Annotated in this window: 16 protein-coding genes; 5 read left to right on the top strand and 11 right to left on the bottom strand. The window is 45.5% G+C overall.

Annotated elements, in window-relative coordinates:
• Positions 1–190: 190 nt before the first annotated feature.
• From L2717_RS06390 to L2717_RS06375, 4 genes are all read left to right on the top strand, one after another.
• Complete coding sequence (locus L2717_RS06390; RefSeq protein WP_220773315.1) at positions 191–970, top strand: TOBE domain-containing protein; 780 nt, start codon at positions 191–193, stop codon at positions 968–970.
• 285 nt (positions 971–1,255) lie between these two features.
• The gene (locus L2717_RS06385; RefSeq protein WP_220773316.1) at positions 1,256–2,482 is read left to right on the top strand and encodes an efflux RND transporter periplasmic adaptor subunit; all 1,227 of its coding nucleotides are present in this window, start codon (positions 1,256–1,258) and stop codon (positions 2,480–2,482) included.
• Between the two features lie 2 nt (positions 2,483–2,484).
• Positions 2,485–4,455, top strand: coding sequence for a MacB family efflux pump subunit (locus L2717_RS06380; protein WP_220773317.1), 1,971 nt, complete (start codon positions 2,485–2,487; stop codon positions 4,453–4,455).
• 7 nt (positions 4,456–4,462) lie between these two features.
• Complete coding sequence (locus L2717_RS06375; protein WP_220773318.1) at positions 4,463–5,887, top strand: efflux transporter outer membrane subunit; 1,425 nt, start codon at positions 4,463–4,465, stop codon at positions 5,885–5,887.
• Positions 5,888–5,967: 80 nt separating this feature from the next.
• On the opposite strand, the gene L2717_RS06370 is transcribed toward L2717_RS06375, so the two are convergent.
• The 10 genes from L2717_RS06370 to L2717_RS06325 all read right to left on the bottom strand — a co-directional run bounded on the left by L2717_RS06370 (position 5,968) and on the right by L2717_RS06325 (position 17,361).
• Complete coding sequence (locus tag L2717_RS06370) at positions 5,968–7,110, bottom strand: site-2 protease family protein (protein WP_220773319.1); 1,143 nt, start codon at positions 7,108–7,110, stop codon at positions 5,968–5,970.
• Between the two features lie 249 nt (positions 7,111–7,359).
• Positions 7,360–7,737 carry a DUF4144 family protein gene (locus L2717_RS06365; RefSeq protein WP_220773320.1) on the bottom strand — a complete coding sequence of 126 codons (378 nt, stop codon included), beginning with the start codon at positions 7,735–7,737 and terminating at the stop codon, positions 7,360–7,362.
• 211 nt (positions 7,738–7,948) lie between these two features.
• Positions 7,949–9,637: a flagellar assembly protein A gene (locus L2717_RS06360; RefSeq protein WP_220773321.1), complete on the bottom strand. Its 1,689-nt coding sequence runs from the start codon at positions 9,635–9,637 to the stop codon at positions 7,949–7,951.
• A 473-nt stretch (positions 9,638–10,110) separates the two neighbouring features.
• Positions 10,111–11,154, bottom strand: a complete 1,044-nt coding sequence (locus tag L2717_RS06355) for a methyltransferase (protein ID WP_220773322.1) — start codon at positions 11,152–11,154, stop codon at positions 10,111–10,113.
• Positions 11,155–11,294: 140 nt separating this feature from the next.
• Positions 11,295–12,629 (bottom strand): alkaline phosphatase, encoded by a 1,335-nt coding sequence (locus L2717_RS06350; protein ID WP_220773323.1) that lies wholly within the window; start codon positions 12,627–12,629, stop codon positions 11,295–11,297.
• A gap of 94 nt (positions 12,630–12,723) precedes the next feature.
• The gene (gene gshB / locus L2717_RS06345) at positions 12,724–13,671 is read right to left on the bottom strand and encodes a glutathione synthase (protein ID WP_220773324.1); all 948 of its coding nucleotides are present in this window, start codon (positions 13,669–13,671) and stop codon (positions 12,724–12,726) included.
• 90 nt (positions 13,672–13,761) lie between these two features.
• On the bottom strand, positions 13,762–14,493 hold the full coding sequence (rsmE, locus tag L2717_RS06340; RefSeq protein ID WP_220773325.1) for a 16S rRNA (uracil(1498)-N(3))-methyltransferase: 732 nt from the start codon (positions 14,491–14,493) through the stop codon (positions 13,762–13,764).
• Positions 14,494–14,501: 8 nt separating this feature from the next.
• Entirely contained in the window at positions 14,502–15,278 is a 777-nt protein-coding gene (gene endA / locus L2717_RS06335; RefSeq protein WP_283106023.1) for an endonuclease EndA, read from the bottom strand.
• A 129-nt stretch (positions 15,279–15,407) separates the two neighbouring features.
• Positions 15,408–16,052 (bottom strand): SprT family zinc-dependent metalloprotease, encoded by a 645-nt coding sequence (locus L2717_RS06330; RefSeq protein ID WP_220773326.1) that lies wholly within the window; start codon positions 16,050–16,052, stop codon positions 15,408–15,410.
• A gap of 151 nt (positions 16,053–16,203) precedes the next feature.
• Positions 16,204–17,361 (bottom strand): PA0049 C-terminal domain-containing protein, encoded by a 1,158-nt coding sequence (locus tag L2717_RS06325; protein WP_220773327.1) that lies wholly within the window; start codon positions 17,359–17,361, stop codon positions 16,204–16,206.
• A gap of 250 nt (positions 17,362–17,611) precedes the next feature.
• On the opposite strand from L2717_RS06325, the gene blaOXA reads away from it, so the two are divergent.
• Entirely contained in the window at positions 17,612–18,466 is an 855-nt protein-coding gene (blaOXA, locus tag L2717_RS06320) for a class D beta-lactamase (RefSeq protein WP_220773328.1), read from the top strand.
• A 147-nt stretch (positions 18,467–18,613) separates the two neighbouring features.
• Here the strand turns inward: blaOXA and L2717_RS06315 are convergent, their stop codons facing one another.
• Positions 18,614–19,525, bottom strand: coding sequence for a LysR family transcriptional regulator (locus L2717_RS06315; RefSeq protein WP_220773329.1), 912 nt, complete (start codon positions 19,523–19,525; stop codon positions 18,614–18,616).
• Positions 19,526–19,571: the final 46 nt, after the last annotated feature.

Genomic DNA, 19,571 nt, shown 5'->3' with positions numbered 1-19,571 from the left:
TAAAAAGTTATCGTTGTATACCAATCTATATAGCGACAATTCAAGTCCTAAGCGCACAATTAGTGATCTATGTACGGTTTTGGGTGGATAAATTGTATTAATAGTTGGAAATAGCTCGGTAATCTTATTGGTATCGTATGGCCGATAGGGGACAATAAAGCTCAAGTCAGACTTAGGTGCTGGATAAACGATGGATTTACATGCCTTACTCACGCTTTCCCTTGATGATAAAACCTTTGCCAATCCACGGCGGATAAACTTGCTTGAACAGGTTGCCAATACGGGCTCTATTAGCCAAGGCGCAAAGCTTGCGGGAATAAGCTACAAAGCCGCGTGGGACGCGATTAATGAAATGAACACCGCGATGCCAGAACCGGTAGTAAACAGCGAGAAGGGCGGTAAAGGTGGCGGTGGCGCTAAGCTCACCGAATTTGGCAAACGTTTACTCAAGGTGTATTCGATCACTTCGCAAGTACAAGCCATGGCCTTAGCGGCTTTACTTGATGAATCGGTCGATATGCATAGTCTATTAGATGTAATGGCGCATTTTTCCCTCAATACCAGCGCCCGTAATCAGCTAACTGGACGTATTAATCGTATTGATTCATTAGGGTTAAATGACAACATTAGTGTGACCTTAGCAGGCGGACAGTCTATCCAGATTTCAGTCACTCATGCGAGCCGCGAGCGGTTGCAGCTGATCATGGATAAGTCGGTGTTGTTATTATTTAAAGCGCCAGCGGTGATTACCAGTAAAAACACCTGTCACGTTGATGGTCAAAATTGCTTAAACGGTCGCTTGCTGAGCGTGACTGAACTTGATGATAAAGCCGAATTAGCCATAGATATTGATGGTAAAGACATCATCTATTCAGTGATGCCACTCGCCCAAACACAAGATCTGGTCGTTGGTGAGTCCTGTTTTGCCTGTTTTGATGCAACGCAGGTGATTGTCGCCAGCATGAACTAAACGAAGAATAATGAGTACAGCTGAAATTACACCGCTATAGAATGCAGGCTCTAAAATTTACCACTCGCCGATTCGGTATCGCAATCGGCATTGCTCCTAATCACACTCAGTCGTGCCTTATCAATTTCAACACAGATATTTGCATATCTTTACCTGTTAACGACACTTCCTTCGTCTACTCTCTTTGGCTAACTCTATATACTGCAGAAATAATTTTGGTTTCTTAACAAGCTTGAGCCAGATAATGGCTTGCTGTCTTTAGCATTGATGGACATGACAATACCGATGAAAAAATCCTCAAAGCGTAACTTACTGCTCGCATTTAGCGGCTTAATTATTCTGGGCGGCGGTGCATATTTTCTGTGGCATAAGCCTGATACCGCGCCTACTTACGTGACTGAAGCAGTACGCCGTGGCGATATTGAAAACTCAGTACTCGCCAATGGCATGTTGCAAGCATCTAAACTGGTAAGTGTGGGCGCGCAGGTATCGGGTCAGATTTTAAGTTTGCCTTTGGCGCTCGGGGATGAAGTGAAAAAAGGCGATTTAATTGCCCAGATTGACAGCCTGGCACAACAGAATAATTTGAAAGATGCGCTCGCATCACTTAAGAGCATCAATGCCCAGTTCCGTGCTAAACAGGCGCAAATTCGTCAAGCAAAATTGGAGTTTACTCGCCAGCAAGCCATGCTCGCCGATAGCGCCAGCTCCCGTGCCAGCTATGAAACTGCAGAAGCTACTCTGACAGTTTACCAAGCTGAACTTGAACAATTAGAGGCGCAAAAACAACAGGCTGAGATTAATGTTGATAGTGCCAGAATTGATTTGGGTTATACCAAAATTACCGCGCCTATGGACGGTACTGTGGTGTATTCGGCGGTGGAAGTCGGCCAAACCGTTAACGCGAATCAAACCACACCAACCATAGTAGAAATGGCGCAACTCGAAACTATGACGGTTAAGGCGCAAATCTCCGAGGCTGACGTGGTCAATGTCCATTCGGGTCAAGCCGTGTATTTTACTATTCTGGGTAAGCCCAATCATCTTTACCTTGGCACATTAAGGGCGATAGAGCCGGGGCCGATTTCGATGAATGGTGACGACAGCAAGATGAGCTCAAGTGACTCAGATGCGATTTACTACCATGGCTTGTTTGATGTAGAAAATCCTGATCGCACCTTACGTATCGGTATGACGGCGCAGGTTTCCATCGTGTTAGCTAAGGCTGAGGATGCGCTGTTAGTACCCGCGCAAATATTACGTATCAAGCCGAGGGATAAATCAGTGGCAGTAGATCAGCCTAGTGAGCGCAAAACTCGCCGTGGTCCGCAGTATCAAGTGCCGGTGTTGGTTGATAACCAAGTGCAATATGTGGATGTCACCATTGGTATTAATAACAAAATCAATGCTGAAATTACTGCAGGGTTGAAAGAGGGCGATCAGGTTGTGTTGGGTATGCCATCTTCAGACAGCAGCAGTAAGCTGCGTCGTCCACCTGGCATGAGGTTTTAACAGTGACAACGGCATTACTTGAAATTTCAGGTTGTTACCGCACCTTTCAAGCAGGCGATCAGCAACTTACTGTATTGAAAGATGTTAACTTGTCGATTGGCCGTGGTGAGCTGGTAGCGATTGTCGGCGCCTCTGGCTCGGGTAAATCGACCTTAATGAATATCTTAGGTTGTTTAGATAAGCCATCAAAGGGCGCCTATTTTATCAACGGCCAAGATACTTCCACTATGGATGTGGATGAACTAGCGCAATTACGCCGTGAGCATTTTGGCTTTATTTTTCAGCGTTATCATTTGCTTGGCGATCTCACCGCCATAGGTAATGTCGAAGTGCCCGCTGTATATGCGGGCAAAGAACGTAGCGCACGTAAGCTAAGAGCCGAGCATTTATTAACGCGCTTAGGTTTAGGCGATAGATTAGATCATAAACCAAACCAGCTCAGTGGTGGTCAACAACAACGGGTGAGTGTCGCGCGGGCGCTGATGAATGGCGGCGATGTGATCCTCGCCGATGAGCCTACTGGTGCACTCGATAGCCATAGCGGCGAAGAGATGATGCGCTTATTGCAAGAGCTACATCACGACGGCCATACCATCATTATCGTGACCCACGATATGCAAGTTGCCCAGCATGCTGACCGTATTATTGAAATTAAAGATGGCGTTATTATCAGCGATGAACCTAATCGTAGCACGCGTGATAATACAGATCTGCAAGGGGCTCACACTACGAGTGCTGCTGATCTTACTCAAACGGTAAAACCGACACGCATGGCTTCGTGGGACAGATATATCGAAGCATTCAAAATGGCCTTGCTTGCTATGTCGACCCACAGATTACGTACATTTCTTACTATGTTGGGGATTATTATTGGTATTGCTTCGGTAGTATCTGTTGTGGCGCTGGGTGAAGGTTCTCAGCGGGAAATTCTCAAAAGTATCAGTTCGATGGGAACTAATACGATTGATATTCGCCCCGGCTCTGGCTTTGGTGATAGGCGTTCTGCACGGGTACGTACCTTAACGGGTAATGATGCCAGTGCCCTTAAAAACTTGCCCTATGTTGATAGTGTCACGCCGAGCATTAGCTCCAGTGCAACGGTGCGCTTTGGTAATAAAGCCGTATCAGCATCGATAAATGGGGTGGGGCCTGAGTTTTTTCGGGTACGCGGTTATGAATTAGCGCAGGGGCAATTTTGGGATGACGCCAGTGTAACTGCCTTAGCTCAAGATGCCGTTATTGATGATAATACCCGTAAAGAAATTTTCCCCGATGGCTCAGCAATTGGCCAAGTGATTTTTTTAGGTGACTTGCCTGTACGAATTATCGGTGTGACACAGCCAAAAGAAAGTGCTTTTGGTAATAGTGATGCGCTGAACGTATGGGTACCTTACACCACAGTTTCAGGGCGTATGGTGGGTAAAAAATACTTAGATGGGATAACCGTGAGGCTCGATGAATCCGTACCCAGTAATGCCGCTGAGCAGGGTATTATCAGCTTGCTAAAAATGCGTCATGGGACTCAAGATTTTTTCACCATAAATACCGATACCATAAGACAGAATATCGAAAAAACTACCGCCACTATGACCTTGTTGGTTTCGGCGATTGCGGTGATTTCCCTTATTGTTGGTGGTATTGGGGTGATGAATATTATGTTGGTATCTGTTACCGAACGTACTCGCGAAATTGGCGTGCGTATGGCTGTAGGTGCGCGTCAGAGTGATATTTTGCGCCAGTTTCTTATCGAGGCTGTGTTGGTATGTTTGTGCGGAGGTGCCTTAGGCATTGCCTTAGCTTATTTGATTGGCGTTATATTTGCGTCGGCGGGTGGCAGTTTCCAAATGATTTACTCAACAACATCCATCGTTGCCGCCTTTGCCTGTTCAACATTAATTGGTGTGCTGTTTGGTTTTTTACCTGCCCGCAATGCGGCGCGATTAGATCCCGTTGATGCATTAGCAAGAGAGTAATAACACCATGGAACATAAAACCTTTAATCGAAAACTGACTCTTTGCGCTGCTGCGATTGTGGTTGGGATAGTACTTGGTGGCTGCAGTAGTTTTATGCGCTCAGATTTTGAGCCGCCCGCACTGACAATGCCTGCCCATTGGCAAAATATTACTGTGAACGAGCAAGTGAAGCTTGACCCTTGGTGGCAGCAGTTCCATCAGCCAGAGCTTGATAAGCTAATCACTCAAGTATTAAGCACCAATAATGACTTAACGCTTGCCACGTTAACACTGCAAAAAGCCCGCTTACAGGCGGGGTTAACGCGGGATGATTTATATCCGCAGCTATCTTCAAATCTGAGCGCTTCACGCAACCAACCCCTTGATGGTGGCGATGCGACAAAAAGTTATCAAGCCAATTTATCGGTGAGTTATGAAGTCGATTTATGGGGTAAGGTTTCGGCTAATATCGACCAAGCTCAATGGGCGACTTTGGCCAGTGCCGAAGATAGAGAAAGCACCGCCCAAAGCCTAGTCGCAACGACTGCATCTCTTTACTGGCAGTTAGGCTATTTGCATCAACGAGTGGATTTGAGCCAAAAAAGCATAGAGTACAGTCAACAAACTCTCGCATTAACTCAGCGGCAGTATGATTCCGGCGCCGTCACTCAATTGGATGTGCTTGAATCAAAACGCAGCCTAGCAGGGCAAGAGGCGGCTCACAGTCAGCTAGTGCAGCAATTAACTGAAACGCAAAATGCCCTCGCTATTTTATTGGGTAAGGCGCCTGGGGTTAATGAAATATCGGGTGAGAATGGGCTTGATATAACGCAACTCCCAAAAACCGCGGTGCCAGAAATTAGCGTTGGCGTTCCTGCTGATTTATTGGTGCGCCGCCCCGATGTTAAGGCGAGCTTGTATCAATTGCGCTCAGCCTTGGCAAGTAAAGACGCCACCTATGCGAGTTACTTTCCAAGCCTCAGTTTAACCGGCAGTGTTGGTGAATCGACCGCTGAGTTAAAGGAATTACTACGTAACCCCATTGGCAGTTTAGGCGCAGGCTTAGTGTTACCTTTTTTGCAGTGGAATCAAATGCAGATCAATAACGATATTGCAGATATCGATTATCAAACTGCGGTAGTGAATTATCGCAAGACACTCTATTCCGCTTTTAAAGATGTCGATAATGCGATTTCGGCAAAGCAGCAATTTGCTTATCAAGGCGATAAACTCATGCAGCAGTTTACGGCTGCCGCTGAGGTTGAAGCCATTTATGCTAGCCAGTATCGTTACGGCGCGATTGGTATTCAAAATTGGATTGACGCGCAAGAGAAACGCCGCAGCGCTGAGGCGGCTTTACTTGAAAACCGCTATAACCAATTCACGGCACAAGCCACGCTTTATCAAGCGCTTGGCGGTAGCGATATCGCCCCTTCTTTAGCGCAGGAATAACCGTCTATACCGAAAAACAAAAAACCGCTATTAATAGCGGTTTTGTTTTTTGAATCGTTCAATTAGACGTTGTTAACCCATTAACTACGTAATATTTGCAGCGGTAGGCTGAGCATATCATCGCCCGAACTCGCTAAGTGCCAGATAATGCCAATCAAGGCGCCGACAGTCAGTAAGTACCAAATAATTGAGAATATTTGCCCGTATCTGTCTAACGGTAACAGATGGCTTTGGTGGCGAGTGCGCCACTCAAAGATAATTTCTAAGCTGCCGATTAACAGTAAAAATCCTAATAATGCTAAGCCCAAGGTATAGCTGATATATACGCCAAAAGCTGCGCCCGCGGCGCAGGCGACTAAGCCCATAATGCTGTTCATTGAAAAGCTAATGCTCTTTAAAATATGGCCGCCGTCTAAGGGTAAAATCGGCAATAAATTAAACAGGTTAAGCAGGGCGTTGAAGGCGGCAAGACCCGCAAAAAATACATTGCCTGTCGCGTGGTAAGCAATGAGCGAGGCTATCGACATCAATAGACCAAAGGTCGGCCCCATGATGGATATCACTACATCTTGCCAGCGGGTGTTAATTTTTTCATCTGAGAGCGCAAGTCCACCCATAAAGGGAATAAGGTAAATGCCTTTGGTTTTCATGCCGAAATATTTCATTGCACGGATATGACCGTATTCGTGAAACACTAAACAGGCGATAAGTGCTAGAGCAAACTGGAATGAAAATAGCCAAGAGTAGGCAGCAATACTGGCGCCGGCTAATACAACCTTGATGACTTTAGCACTTTTTAGCAGTTTAAAACCGAGAGACGCTAACCCCACCATGCTAAGTTTTTGCTGTTTAACGATAGGTGTTTCAGGGGTTTGGCGTTCGATATCTTTTTCGGTACGTTGGCCTTGTGCGATGACTTTATCGTCTTGAAGTAAGCAATAATCGAGGCGAAAAGGTTGCCAAACGAGATCGATTTCAAGGCGCATTTGGATGGGCGTTACTGCGACAGTATTTGCCGACTCGCCGCCTTCGAGGGCAGGAATACTGCTATGGTGTGTTAGCTCAAAGACATGCACTTTGAGGCCGCTATTATCGGCAGTTGCAGATTTTTGTGAGACTAAGTTGTTATCCCAGAAGAGTTGTTGCCAACCTGCGAGCGAGCCTTCTAAGCGCAGTTGTTTACCTAAACAGTCAATCTTAAGTAGTTCCAATTTCGGTTCCATTTGTTCGTATATCTGAGTGCTAACTCATCAGTTATTGTTTGAGTTAACACCCAAAATTGCATGTTTTAGCGTGTTGGCAGGTTAATTACTGCCTCAATATTTAGCGTTGTTACGCCGCTGCAAATTATGCCTGCGAATTGATGATGAGGATATTAGCTTTTAGAGTCCTCTTGTTTTTTTTATTGATTAACTGATCTATTACTGTCTCTATTGACCTGTACTCGCCAGCATCCATCAATTTTATGTGGCTTATTCTTCGAGAGTGCGGACGATTTCAAACCCTTGACTGATGGTGGTAAAGGCGAGTTTAGCAACGCAACATTGGCCTAATGCTTGGGCATGGTTTTGTACCCATTTAATAAACTCTGTAAGCGGTAAGACTTGTTGTTGACGCAATAGTTGAGGCAGCTCGCCTACGGGATCTTCATGGATTGTCTGTGGGGTGGCACTGATAAAATAAAGCTGGCTTTTTGAGTCCAATAATTGATCGGTTTCAATAAAATGATGCTGATAAAGACAGGCTAATTCGAGCCAATCCCTTTGGTGTTCAAGGTAGAGTAATTCATCATGTTGAGTGAGTTTTACAATTGCAGGCCATTCAATACTCGACATATTAACGCTTGTCATTTTAGATCCTTAAGATGTTAATCCTATTGGCCGCAGTAACAAGGATGAGGATTTAAGAAGAGGCTTTGACATACTGCAGCCAATGTTGTTATTGAGCAGTATGCCATGCTTAGAGAAGATAGATAGAGGTTAGCGCGGCTTGGCTATTTAGTAAGCACTTAACGGTGGTTTCTCCGTCAGGGCAAGACTTGCATCATGCCATGCTCATATTTTATACCGTGGGCGGTGCAACGGCTTTAGCATTGTAATCGAAGTTAATTTCTTGATTTACATTGGCGATACAACAAGTGCCATGTTCGCGTGCGGTGCGATGATTGAGTGGACCGATATGCACTTCAACGTTAAGAAATACATGCTTGAGGGCATCGATACGATATTTCTCGTAATAACCTTCAACTTCCAGCTTTAAGTTATCAAATTCAAGCTCTTCACGGGTGCGCTCAGCCATTATTCGATTTTTTTCATCGAGCATCATTTTGATTTGTTCAATCATAATGGCATCAGCTTGCCACTCTGACTTGGGTGGTAATTTATTTAGACGAGCTGTGATATCTAAGCTCGCAACTACCATAGCTTGAACGCTCTCATCGAGTAGCTTGAGATCTTGCTTAAGCGCAGCTTGTTCCATCGCGCAGTAAACGTCGGTTTTAGTTCCTGCTGTGGCACCTATAACCACCGCAGTGATACCTTTTTCAGCATGGGCAATACCACCAACCAGATCGCCACGACGACCGCTAGGATCGCTCACCGTTAAACTGCCCGCCGTTTTGGTATTACTGTGTAGCAATTGTTTAGTGACTAAGATATTGCCTTTGGCAACTAAATGGGAATATTGCACAAACTGGGCGCTGATCTGCCCTTGAGCATAAAGATTGGTGGAAAATTCATTCACTTTTACTTGTCTGCCAATGACTCCTTTACTGACGGTAATGTCGCCTTCGGCTTCTAAGGTTGCCGAATCAACAAATCCCATCACGGTAATATCACCAGAACTTTTTACGACCATGCCTTCGTGCACATCACCGGTAATTAAAATACTGCCCTTGAACGTAATGTGGCCGGTGCCAATATCGACATCTTTAAGTTCTAGCACATCATCCACATTCATTCCTGTGCGGGTTTCAACGGGTTGGCCCGCCACGGTGGCAATCAGTATATTGCGATCTTTGGGGTGAAAAGCCGTGCCTGTTCCGGCTTGGAGTACGATGTCTTTACCAGACTTTTGCTTGAGCACTTCGCCTTTAATATTGTAGCCCGGAGCGCCTTCGGTGACAGGGTGTTTGATCATCAGCACATCGTTTGCTTTGACCATAATCATTGAGCCGAGGTTGCGCATATCGACACTGCCGTCTTCACGTTCTTGCGGCTGTAACAAACGCTCGCGAGCGAGAAATACTTTTCGCTCAAATCGAGCATTTTTACCATTGACGGCAGCTTTACCTTGGGCGATTTCACTTTGGCAAGTTTCACCGGCTTTAAGTGTACCGAGTTGTTGCAGTAGCGCTTGAATTTTTAGCTTACTCAAGCCCATGCAAACATTATTTTTTTTCAGGTAAGTGAGTATTGCCGGTAGATCTATTTCTTTACCGCCCCACGCTGCTGTTAACGTAAGGCTAGCTTGCATTTTATCTGGCGAAATTTCGATAGCGATACTGCCATCACGTCGTTCGGCTAAAACAGCAAATAGTTCAAATTTACCCTCGTCTTTATTACAAACGGAGTTAATTTTAGCGACGGTTTTAGTGATGGTGGTTTCAAGTGGGAATAAAGAGGCAAATTCGGGTAAAGACAGCAAACGCATGATGGCGTCGTGAGTCACAGGGCCATGGATATTCGGAATTAAACGCAACTCGGCTTTGCTCTTATCGCTATTTAACTCAAGGAGTTCTGGATCCAACATTAGAGAGCTTCCTACCCGTTTGTTTTATTATTGTTTGAATTACTGCTTGAGTATACCAGTAGACTCTTTACGTAAAGAAGCCCTTTGGGCAGCAAAGCGCGTAAATGTTGCCATTTTGTTTTTTATAGTCTACGCAAAAATCGATGAGTAGTTTTTTATAGGTTTAATGGTGGATTTGTTAGTCTTATGTGTTGGTTTTTGACTACAAGATGGTAAAAATAACTACAGGTGTGGTTTTTTAATTCCGTTCGATTTTGGTGGTTTAATGTTAATACATGCGCTAGGGATGAAGGGATTGCGGCTGTTGTAGATTTTTTATCCAAAGTGTCGGCATGCTGCAGATCACAATATTGCATTTTATAACGCTTAAAAAGTGTGGCTTTAACTGAGGGATTTCAATTCAGGGTACAAATAGATAGAGCGGTTAGCCACGCGCTTAGTGCTAAAGCCTAAGCGCGTTTAGGGAGCAGACGTTACTTTTGTTGAAAATAATACAGTTTGTACTTGTTGTTATCGGCAACCACCTTTAATTGGCCAAATTCAGCGGCAATAATATCTGAATAGGGCAGATGACGGTTGGCGACGATTTGCCAAATACCGTTATGCTGCAATTGTTTAGCGCTGTCACTGACAAAATTCTGCGCTATGCTGGTGGTACTGGCGAGGCCATCATGAAACGGTGGATTAGAAATAATACCGTTAAATTTACCCGTGGTTTGTGCGAGTCCATCGGAGGGATACACTTTGGCGGTCATGCCATTGGCGGCTAACGTGAGCTCGCAAGAGGCCAGTGCCATCGCATTAATATCGATACATTCTAGGGCTAAGCTTGGCTGTGCCTTGAGCAGTGCTGCAGTAATCACGCCTGCACCACAGCCAAAATCGAGTACTCGGCCCGATAACGTCGGTAGGTGCGATAGTAATAATTCAGTACCTAAATCTAAGCGTTTTTCGCTAAATACCCCGACTAAATTACAGATGTTAATCTCACCTTGGGGTGTGGTGAGCTGATACTGGCTGACCCAATCGCTGAGTTTCATTGCCGGTGCGCTGCCTTCTAAATTGCTGCCAAATAGCAGGCAGTGACGGGCGTTATCGAGTTTCATCCCCGTGGTAAAGTATTCAGGTAAAAGCTTAACCAAAGACTTAATACCGCCCTTGTTTTCACCTACAACGAGCAATTGCCCATTAGGTAGCAGATGATTGGCTGCGAGGTTAAAAAGATAAGGCGCAAGGGGTTTCGCCTTGGGGAAATAAACAATAACAGTATCGTATTTTTCAGGTGTAAGCGGGTCTTGTTGCGGCAACTCATGGCCGAAATAACACCGTAGTTTTGAATTGGCGTGCGGCGCTAAGTGTAAGTGATGGTGATAATCCAAGGCGAGTGCATCGACCGATGCCGCGATATCAAGCAAGGCTTTTGGCAGTAGATCGGCTTCATGATTGAGCACTAATACCTTATGTTGGTTTAGGCTGTCTTGATTACGAATAATGACTTGCGATGGATTGGTTAACACAGTTGTAGGCACCGATAGACTTAAGTACGGGCATTATACCCGTTATTTACACCTGAGCCAGTTGCTATGCTGCGACTAATAAAAAAGGCAACAGCAGTATGACTATGCGGTTGCCTTTAATTAACGATATCGATTCAAGCTTAATTTTTAGGTTTTTTAGGCTTAGGCAATAAGCTAAAAACTTTATTGGCGATATCGGTGTTGTCTTGATGACCGTTAAATAGCTCCGATGCCGGGCCTGCGGCAAACACTTGTACGTCGGTACCGGTATGGCCGTCAGTTGTCCAACCGGTATTGGTACGTTTATCAATCAGGTGACGAATCGCGATTGCTAACGTTTCTTGCCCTTGCATTCTGGCTGCATCTAACCCGGTTAGTTCTTCTGCGCTAAGCTCTACCCCTAAACCACGGGCAAGATCAGCTTGCCATTGCTCACCATTAATGGCGGCCAAGGCTAAAGTATCGGAGCTGACGGACATGTTGCGTAGAATTTCAGGGTTCCAGCTGTATTGGCCATTTGCGCCGATAGAAAGTCCACCGGTATTATGGTCGGCTGTGATGACCATGAGGGTATCGGGGTTTTCGCGCACAAATTGTTCAACGACTTCGATGGCGTTGGAGAATTCACTCATTTCACCCATTACTGCAGCGATATCGTTATTGTGACCCGCCCAGTCAATCAAGCTACCTTCTACTAACAGTACAAAACCTTGATCATTTTGCGACAGTAAACTGAGCGCTTTTTGGGTTAAGGTGCTGAGCTTTTTCGCTTCTTTCTCATCAATCACCCAGGGTAATTGCACCTGCGCAAATAACCCTAACACTTTAGGTTGGGTGATGCTGGCAAGATCCTCAAAGCGAGTGATGTGTTGATAACCTTTTGCTTTGAACTGCTCTAATAGCTCAGGAGAAAAATACTTTTGGCCACCGCCTAAAAACACATCGGCATTGGTGTCTAAATAGCTCAGCGCTAAAGCGTCGTAGTTTTTACGACTTTCGTTGTGAGCTAAAAAAGCCGCCGGCGTGGCGTGGTTTATTTGTGATGTAACGGCCACTCCGGTACTCAGACCAAGACTTTTGGCTTTTTCGAGTATGGTCGGCAGCGGTTGCTTTTGGGTATCGACCGAAATCGCCCCATTGTAAGATTTAACGCCTGTTGCGAGCGCGGTTGCCGCAGCAGCCGAGTCGGTAACATAGCCACTGACGCTGGCGGGATAAGTGCTTGCCATACCTACTAATAAGCGGTCGAATACAGTTTGTTCGACTTCTTCAGTGTCAGGGTTATCTTTGTAGTAGCGATAGGCGCTAGTGTAAGACGGCCCCATACCATCACCAATCATGATGACAATATTTTTGGGGCGCGAAGGCGCTTTGGCTGGGCCTATTTCGTCGGCGCCGGCTTCTTTTGCAAAAGAGGGCGTCGAAAATAGTAAACTTACGCCGAGTAGCAAGAATGGTGCTTTGGTAAAACTCATATCACATCCCTATAGAGTCACTGGGCGCAGGCTAAGTAAAGCGCCTTACATAACAAACGATAACAACCTGTCTAGTGTAATTTTATTGCTGTGCTTATGCTTTAAGGCGTGCTTCGATAGCGTCCATCAGCATACCAGTAATATCAACATCAAATGCTGCTTGGATCTCACGGATACACGTTGGGCTTGTCACGTTAATTTCGGTGAGTTTGTCACCAATCACATCTAATCCGACAAAAATCAAACCACGCTTTTTAAGCTCAGGACCAATGGCGCGGGCAATTGCCCAATCACTGTCAGACAAAGGCTGCGCCACACCGCTACCGCCGGCGGCTAAATTACCACGGGTTTCGCCCTTCATTGGGATACGGGCCAACGCGTAAGGTACTGGTTCGCCATCGACCACTAAAATACGTTTGTCACCTTGGGTGATTTCAGGAATAAAGGCTTGTGCCATCGCATATTGTTGACCATAGCTGGTCAAAGTTTCGATGATGACGCCAAGATTAGGGTCGTCCTGCTTGACGCGGAAAATCGAAGTGCCGCCCATACCATCTAACGGCTTTAGAATGATATCGCCCTTAGCTTGATGGAACGCGCGGATACGTTTAGCGTCGCGGGTGACAATAGTTTCTGGGGTGAATTCGCTAAACCATGCGGTGAATAGCTTTTCGTTAGCGTCACGTAGACTTTGCGGTTTATTAACTATCAGCACGCCTTGTTCTTCAGCGCGTTCAAGCATGTAAGTGGCGTAGATAAACTCAGTATCAAATGGTGGGTCTTTACGCATTAAGATCACGTCAAGATCGCTCATTGGCGTATCCACAGCTTCGCCTAGCTCAAACCACTTACTGGCATCATTGATAACCGTTAACGGACGCATATTGGCCATCGCCACGCCGTTGACCATAGCTAAATCGGCCATTTCCATATAAAACAGCTGATAACCTCTTTGCTGCGCGGCCATTAACATAGCAAAACTGGAGTCTTTCTTAATGTTGATCTCACTGATGGGGTCCATCACTATGCCGAGTTTTATCATTAATGTGTTCCTTATTTATCGCCGTTTGTTGGCAAAAAAGTATTTATTAGATAGGGGGATTGTCACACCAGCGCAGCTTAGTGCAGTGGTTTAGCCTAAATCACCAAATCTGAGTTGTAATGCGGTAATGGCGGTTAGCGAGGCGGTTTCGGTGCGAAGCACTCTGGGGCCAAGCAACACATCGGTAAAGTGATGGGTTTCTGTCATGGCGATTTCTTCTGCCGACAAACCGCCCTCAGGACCAATTAACAAACGCACCCGCGTGTGGGTTAAGTCTAACCCATTGATACCGTGTGCGGCGCGTGGATGTAGATTAAGTTTTAGCGCCGAGGTTGGCTCACTGCACCAATCGTGTAAATCCATAGCAGGGCGTACTTCTGGCACATGGCTGCGGCCCGATTGCTCACAGGCGCTGACAACAATTTTCTGCCATTGCTGAATTTTCTTCTCAAGGCGTTCGCCATTAAGTTTTACGCCGCAGCGATCTGAAAACAGCGGCGTAATAGTATTGACACCAAGTTCAACCGATTTTTGAATGGTAAATTCCATTCGATCGCCACGGGAAATCACTTGGCCTAAATGCAGATTAAGCGGCGACTCGGTGAGGTTTGCCTCAACAGAGATAATGTTAACCGTGACTGATTTTTTGCCCGCATCGATAATTTCAGCAAGATAATCATTGCCATCGCCATTAAATAGGCTGATATGTTCGCCGTTGCCCATACGCAACACTTTACCGATATGGGCCGCGCCATCTTCGTCTAAGTTCAACGATTGGTTGATGATTAATGGCTGAGATTGATAAATTCTTGGGACTCTCATTGTTGACCTTATTCGGCTAATTGTTGACGCTGTGGCGGCGCATTACAGGCATTTTGCACAAAGGGATTATGGTTGCCCTGGGCTAATGCAATCGCGTTATCGCGTTTGCACTCAATAGTATCAACTGGATAGGTTTTATCCCATGCCTTAAATAATTTTAATTGGCTAGATGCAATTTTAAGCCCGTAAGTATGCTGCATATATAAGTAGGTTCTGGCTATTTTGCCGCGAGCCTTGGCGGGCGGCTGCGCTTGACGATTCTTAAAGTCGACCACCATAGTGCATTGGCCATATTGATCGGCTTTACCGTTCCATTGGCTAAAACGGAAGTTACTGCGATCGCCGTTCACTTCACCAATTGTGGGAACCAGGTTGTGCATGTCAGCTTCCATCTTATTGAATTCTCTGTTGTTGCCAGCACAGTTTTTTCTACCACCTTTTTGCCAACATTGGAGTTGATGACCAAATTCCCATGCAGGCACAACGTGTTCCCATTCAATACGATTCGCGCGGGTTTGTTGTTTGCGCACTTGGTAACCGCAGCTGGCTAAATCGGGCTTCCAGGATTTGCCTTTGATTTGGATATCGCAGCCACAGTAAAAACTGACGGCAGGCAGCGTACCTTGGCGACTACCAACATAAAGTGCCTGTGACTTGGTTTTAGCTTGACCGAAACTACTTGGATGCGATGGTGAAGCCTTGACTGGGGTAGATAAGATAGCGACCCAAGTTAATAGGCACAGCAAAATGTGCCGCGAATGAGCACTTAAAAAAGTTTTGTTCAAAATTCATCCCAAAATAACAAATACTACGCGAGCCTTTGGCTCGTCTTTTATGGCGTGATGGTAAGGGAAATGCCGTTGCTTATGCAAATTGAGTTGTACTTAGGTGTGAAATTTTTATGCTGTAGCCTGTTATGCTGCGATTAAATGGGCTTTGCAGCGTTTGCAAATATAGCGGCTCTCACCACGTAGTACCTTGTTATGGCGGCGGATGCTCAAGCGCATGGGGCCACAATCACAACGATATTCAACGTCTTTACTGGCAACCGAAGTGGTATTGAAACTGTGGGTGGTGTTTGGTTTGACTTTAAATACAGTCAGCATTAAAGATTGCCATTCTTTGCCGTGAGGTTTGGTTTTACCAAAAAGTTGAAAACACAGTAAATGACAAATTTCATGCGGCACGACTTCTGCTAAAAATGCTTCACTATTTTCACTTAGTAATACGGCATTAAATCGTAAACGATTTTGCTGCAAATGCGCCGTACCTGCACTTTTGCCCCTGAGACTAAATTGAGTAACGGGGCGTAGAAAAGTACGTTTAAGCGCTATTTCAGCCTCTTGATAACAGGTTTCGACTCGTTCAAGTATTTGGATTTGCAGTGACGAGAGTGGGCGCGATGAACCTGAAAAACTATGCGAATGTGCTGCGGCGTTGTCCGTTTTGCTATCTAGCTGATGTTGACCCAAAGCTGCAAATGTCGGTGAGACCTGCGGTGCAAGAGCTTTACTGCCGCCACGGCGTAAGGCATTGAATAAATCAGCAGGTTTCAACATGAGATTAACCTTAGGTCTTATCGGTTAAAGGTAAAAGAGTAGTGCTACCAGTTTACCTATTTAAAACCCATTCAACTAAAGGGAAGTAAACTTTAGCGTTTAGGCGCTCGCATCATAACGAACGGTCTAATAGTATACCAGTGCAGCCTTGCTATAAACTCGCAGCGGCTTGCATAACCATAGTGCGAACTTGTTCAACAATGGCTTGTTCGGTATCGGCATCATAGCCTTTGACTCTTGGGGTATGAATGTGGCCGACTTTCGCATGGCTATTGAACTTTTGCTGCAACACTATGGCGCGATAGGATATTTCATTAGAAAGATAACCGCCGCCTGAACCTTCTACAGAGGTTTCGTTTTGCAGTTCGCTTAATGACGTGGCACTAAACTCGCCGTGGGCAAGGGTGGTGACAGTGCGGTTATCGTTGACTTTCCATTGGCCATCTTCAACTTGCATTGCGGCAACTGGCAGAGAAAACTCAACAAACTCGGGGCCAACAAAATCGTGTCCATTGAGCTTAGGCGCAACGGGTGAGGTTTTAGTGCCGCCGGTGAGAACGTTTTGATTATCAAAGGCGGCCGCACTTCGATTACGGGCAGGGAAGCGTTCGATATCAAAGTCGTTGCGTCCCATGCTGACGGTGAACACCAGTTTAGTGTTAGGGTCGCGGTAAATTGGACTAAATAGTGACTCGATAAGGCCTTGATCAAAATCCTCAAAACGTACTGGGATCATCGCTGTCTCGATTTGCGCTATTTTACCATTAACCTCAAAACGCCAACCATCTAAGGCAAGGGCGACTAAACCAGATGGATTGCTTTGGCTAATGTCTTTATCAAGGAAGAAAGGATCGAAACCAGTAAGGAATATTTTGATTTGCACATCATCTCCATACTGAATATCACTAAAGCCCCGTGAGGCTTTTTCTACCGCACTCATTAATATGCCCTGTTGCCAATCGGCCATTTTGAAGTCGGCGTGGGGGGTGTTAAGGCTATGCAGCATGGCAAGACGAGCCCAATATAAAGGACGGTCGTCAGCATGGCCAGACTGCACATCGCGCACCGCCTGTTGCCATAATCTATGTCCTTGGCGCGCCGCTAATTGAGTGGCATCGACTTCATTTTTTTTGGTGCTTAGTTTTTGAGTTAACCCCTCATCTAGAGCTTGATAGCGACCAACGACTTGGTTCATCGTTTGTTCCGCTGCCGATAGGCGCGAAATTTCGACATTACCCAGGAGTTGTACGGCACTGGCCGTATTGATAAAGCTACAAACAAGAATGAGCGAGAATACTGGCTTTAACATGATTGGTTTTCCTGTCGTTATTTTGCTTCATACACTCGAAATGAGGCGTCTCTTTTTGTGGCGGCTGGACGTTTGTATCAAAAAGTATGCACTACAAGCAGAGGGGAAGAAAGTTAACCTCAGTGATCTTAGCCGCTCAATGTCATTTTTTTGCCACAATTGCTCAGCAGTTTGCTAGGACAAACCAAAATATGAGGTGATAGCCTTGATTGTTTTTCTCTTATCAGCGGTTTATCTACAAGGAAATATTATGCGTTGGTTCGTCATATCGGCTGTGCTAGTCATATCGCCCTTCTTCGGTTCACCGACTTTTGCATCAACTACGGCTAAAGCATGGCAAGAAACCCGTAGTTGGGATGCTATTTTTACTCAGTACCAAACTCAGGTGCAACCCACTAAGTTGCAACAAATTCAGCCACAAAAAACGCAGGGTGTGGTGGCGTTATGGAACGAAAACAAGCAGCAGGGATTTACCAACAGTATTAAACGCGCCAATCAAGGCTTTTTACCAGCATCGACGTTTAAAATCCCCAATAGCCTAATCGCACTCGATTTGGGTATCGTTAAAGATGAGCATCAAGTTTTTAAATGGGATGGTCAAACCCGCGATATCGATAATTGGAATCGGGATCAAACGTTAATTACCGCGATGAAATATTCAGTGGTGCCTGTATATCAAGAATTTGCCCGCCAAATCGGTGAGGCGCGAATGTCGAAGATGATCGCCTCTTTTGATTATGGTAATGAGGATACCTCGGGAAATCTAGATAGTTTTTGGCTCGATGGCGCTATACGGATTTCGGCCATTGAGCAAATTAATTTTTTGCGCAAGTTATACCACAACAAAATACATGCCTCAGAGCGCAGCCAACGAATTGTCAAGCAGGCCATGCTCACTGAAGTTAATGGCGATTATATTATCCGCGCAAAAACTGGTTATGCCGTTAGAGCTGAGCCGAGTATCGGCTGGTGGGTTGGCTGGGTAGAACTCGATGATAATGTATGGTTTTTCGCGATGAATATGGATATTCCTGCGGTGGATAACTTGCCACTACGTCAAATTATCACTAAGGAAATCTTGAAACTGGAGCATGTCATTCCTTAATCTATGTTTGATATATCGCCCAAGGATTACAGCGTTAATTTAAGTTGTGTGTTGGCCTAAAACCAATTTTGACGCTAAAAGCCTAGATAACCGTCTAGGCTTTTTATTGGGTTTTTGAATAAGGCTTTGTTGATGCATAGCGGATAACTAACCCATCAAGGATTGTAGGCTTTCTTGGCTGCTGAAACGTTTGACGAAAAAATCTAAGAAAACACTGATATTGGTAGCCAGTTGGCGCCTGCTCGAATAAACCCCGTACACCTTAAAAGGTTCAATCGGCCATTCCTGTAGAATTGGCACGAGTAAGCCATTTGCGAGCTCTGTTTTACAGGCTGAATTAGATAACATGGCGATGCCAAAATCATCTATGGCTAATTGCTTCACCATTATCGGGCTGTTGACCCGTACTTTACGCTGAAAGTTCGCCATGGTTTTACGCGATCCTTTACCCAGTGGCCAAATGGGTGCCGAACGAGAAGTCCCTAATAAAATGCCACTGTGCAGACTGAGTTCTTTTGGCGTAGCGGGCGTGCCCTTGAGTTTTAAATAACCCGGGCTTGCGACTAAAATCGGTTGGCGTTCAAACAGTAATCTGGCGACGAGGTCTGAAGATTGCAGTGGACCATACTTGATGGCAATGTCATATCCTTCTCCGACTAACCCAATATCGTTATCGGTAAACTGGACATCTAATTCCACATTAGGATATAAACGCATAAACCCGCTACAGAGGTTAGCAATCAGTTCTTGGCTAAATGACACAGGGATCGCAATCCGTAATGATCCTGATACATCATCGTGAGTGTTTTCGATAACAGCCTTGGCTGCTTCTACCTCATTGCGAATAGAATCACAGTGTTGATAAAACAGTGCCCCGACTTGAGTTAGACTCAAATTACGGGTGTCGCGTTGCAGTAATCGCACCCCAAGTTGTTCTTCAAGTTGGGCGATTTTGCGACTAATGGTGGATTTTGGGTGGCCGGTTTCACGGGCAGCTTGGGAAAACCCCTTGGCTCTTACCACGGCTGCAAATAGCATCATACCGTTTAAATCTGGCATGTTTTTCCCACTGTCTCATATTTGGAACGAAGCGTCTTACGCAGTT

This window comes from Shewanella glacialipiscicola, from assembly GCF_023283485.1.
Taxonomy (GTDB): domain Bacteria; phylum Pseudomonadota; class Gammaproteobacteria; order Enterobacterales; family Shewanellaceae; genus Shewanella; species Shewanella glacialipiscicola.
The sequence above is the reverse complement of the archived record's forward strand: the minus strand, read 5'-3'. Positions and strand labels throughout refer to the sequence as shown.

Coding starts and splice junctions, on each gene's coding strand:
- L2717_RS06390 (WP_220773315.1), top strand. CDS start 191: ATGGATTTACATGCCTTACTCACGCTTTCCCTTGATGATAAAACCTTT.
- L2717_RS06385 (WP_220773316.1), top strand. CDS start 1,256: ATGAAAAAATCCTCAAAGCGTAACTTACTGCTCGCATTTAGCGGCTTA.
- L2717_RS06375 (WP_220773318.1), top strand. CDS start 4,463: ATGGAACATAAAACCTTTAATCGAAAACTGACTCTTTGCGCTGCTGCG.
- L2717_RS06370 (WP_220773319.1), bottom strand. CDS start 7,110: ATGGAACCGAAATTGGAACTACTTAAGATTGACTGTTTAGGTAAACAA.
- L2717_RS06365 (WP_220773320.1), bottom strand. CDS start 7,737: ATGACAAGCGTTAATATGTCGAGTATTGAATGGCCTGCAATTGTAAAA.
- L2717_RS06360 (WP_220773321.1), bottom strand. CDS start 9,637: ATGTTGGATCCAGAACTCCTTGAGTTAAATAGCGATAAGAGCAAAGCC.
- L2717_RS06350 (WP_220773323.1), bottom strand. CDS start 12,629: ATGAGTTTTACCAAAGCACCATTCTTGCTACTCGGCGTAAGTTTACTA.
- gshB (WP_220773324.1), bottom strand. CDS start 13,671: ATGATAAAACTCGGCATAGTGATGGACCCCATCAGTGAGATCAACATT.
- rsmE (WP_220773325.1), bottom strand. CDS start 14,493: ATGAGAGTCCCAAGAATTTATCAATCTCAGCCATTAATCATCAACCAA.
- L2717_RS06330 (WP_220773326.1), bottom strand. CDS start 16,052: ATGTTGAAACCTGCTGATTTATTCAATGCCTTACGCCGTGGCGGCAGT.
- L2717_RS06325 (WP_220773327.1), bottom strand. CDS start 17,361: ATGTTAAAGCCAGTATTCTCGCTCATTCTTGTTTGTAGCTTTATCAAT.
- blaOXA (WP_220773328.1), top strand. CDS start 17,612: ATGCGTTGGTTCGTCATATCGGCTGTGCTAGTCATATCGCCCTTCTTC.
- L2717_RS06315 (WP_220773329.1), bottom strand. CDS start 19,525: ATGCCAGATTTAAACGGTATGATGCTATTTGCAGCCGTGGTAAGAGCC.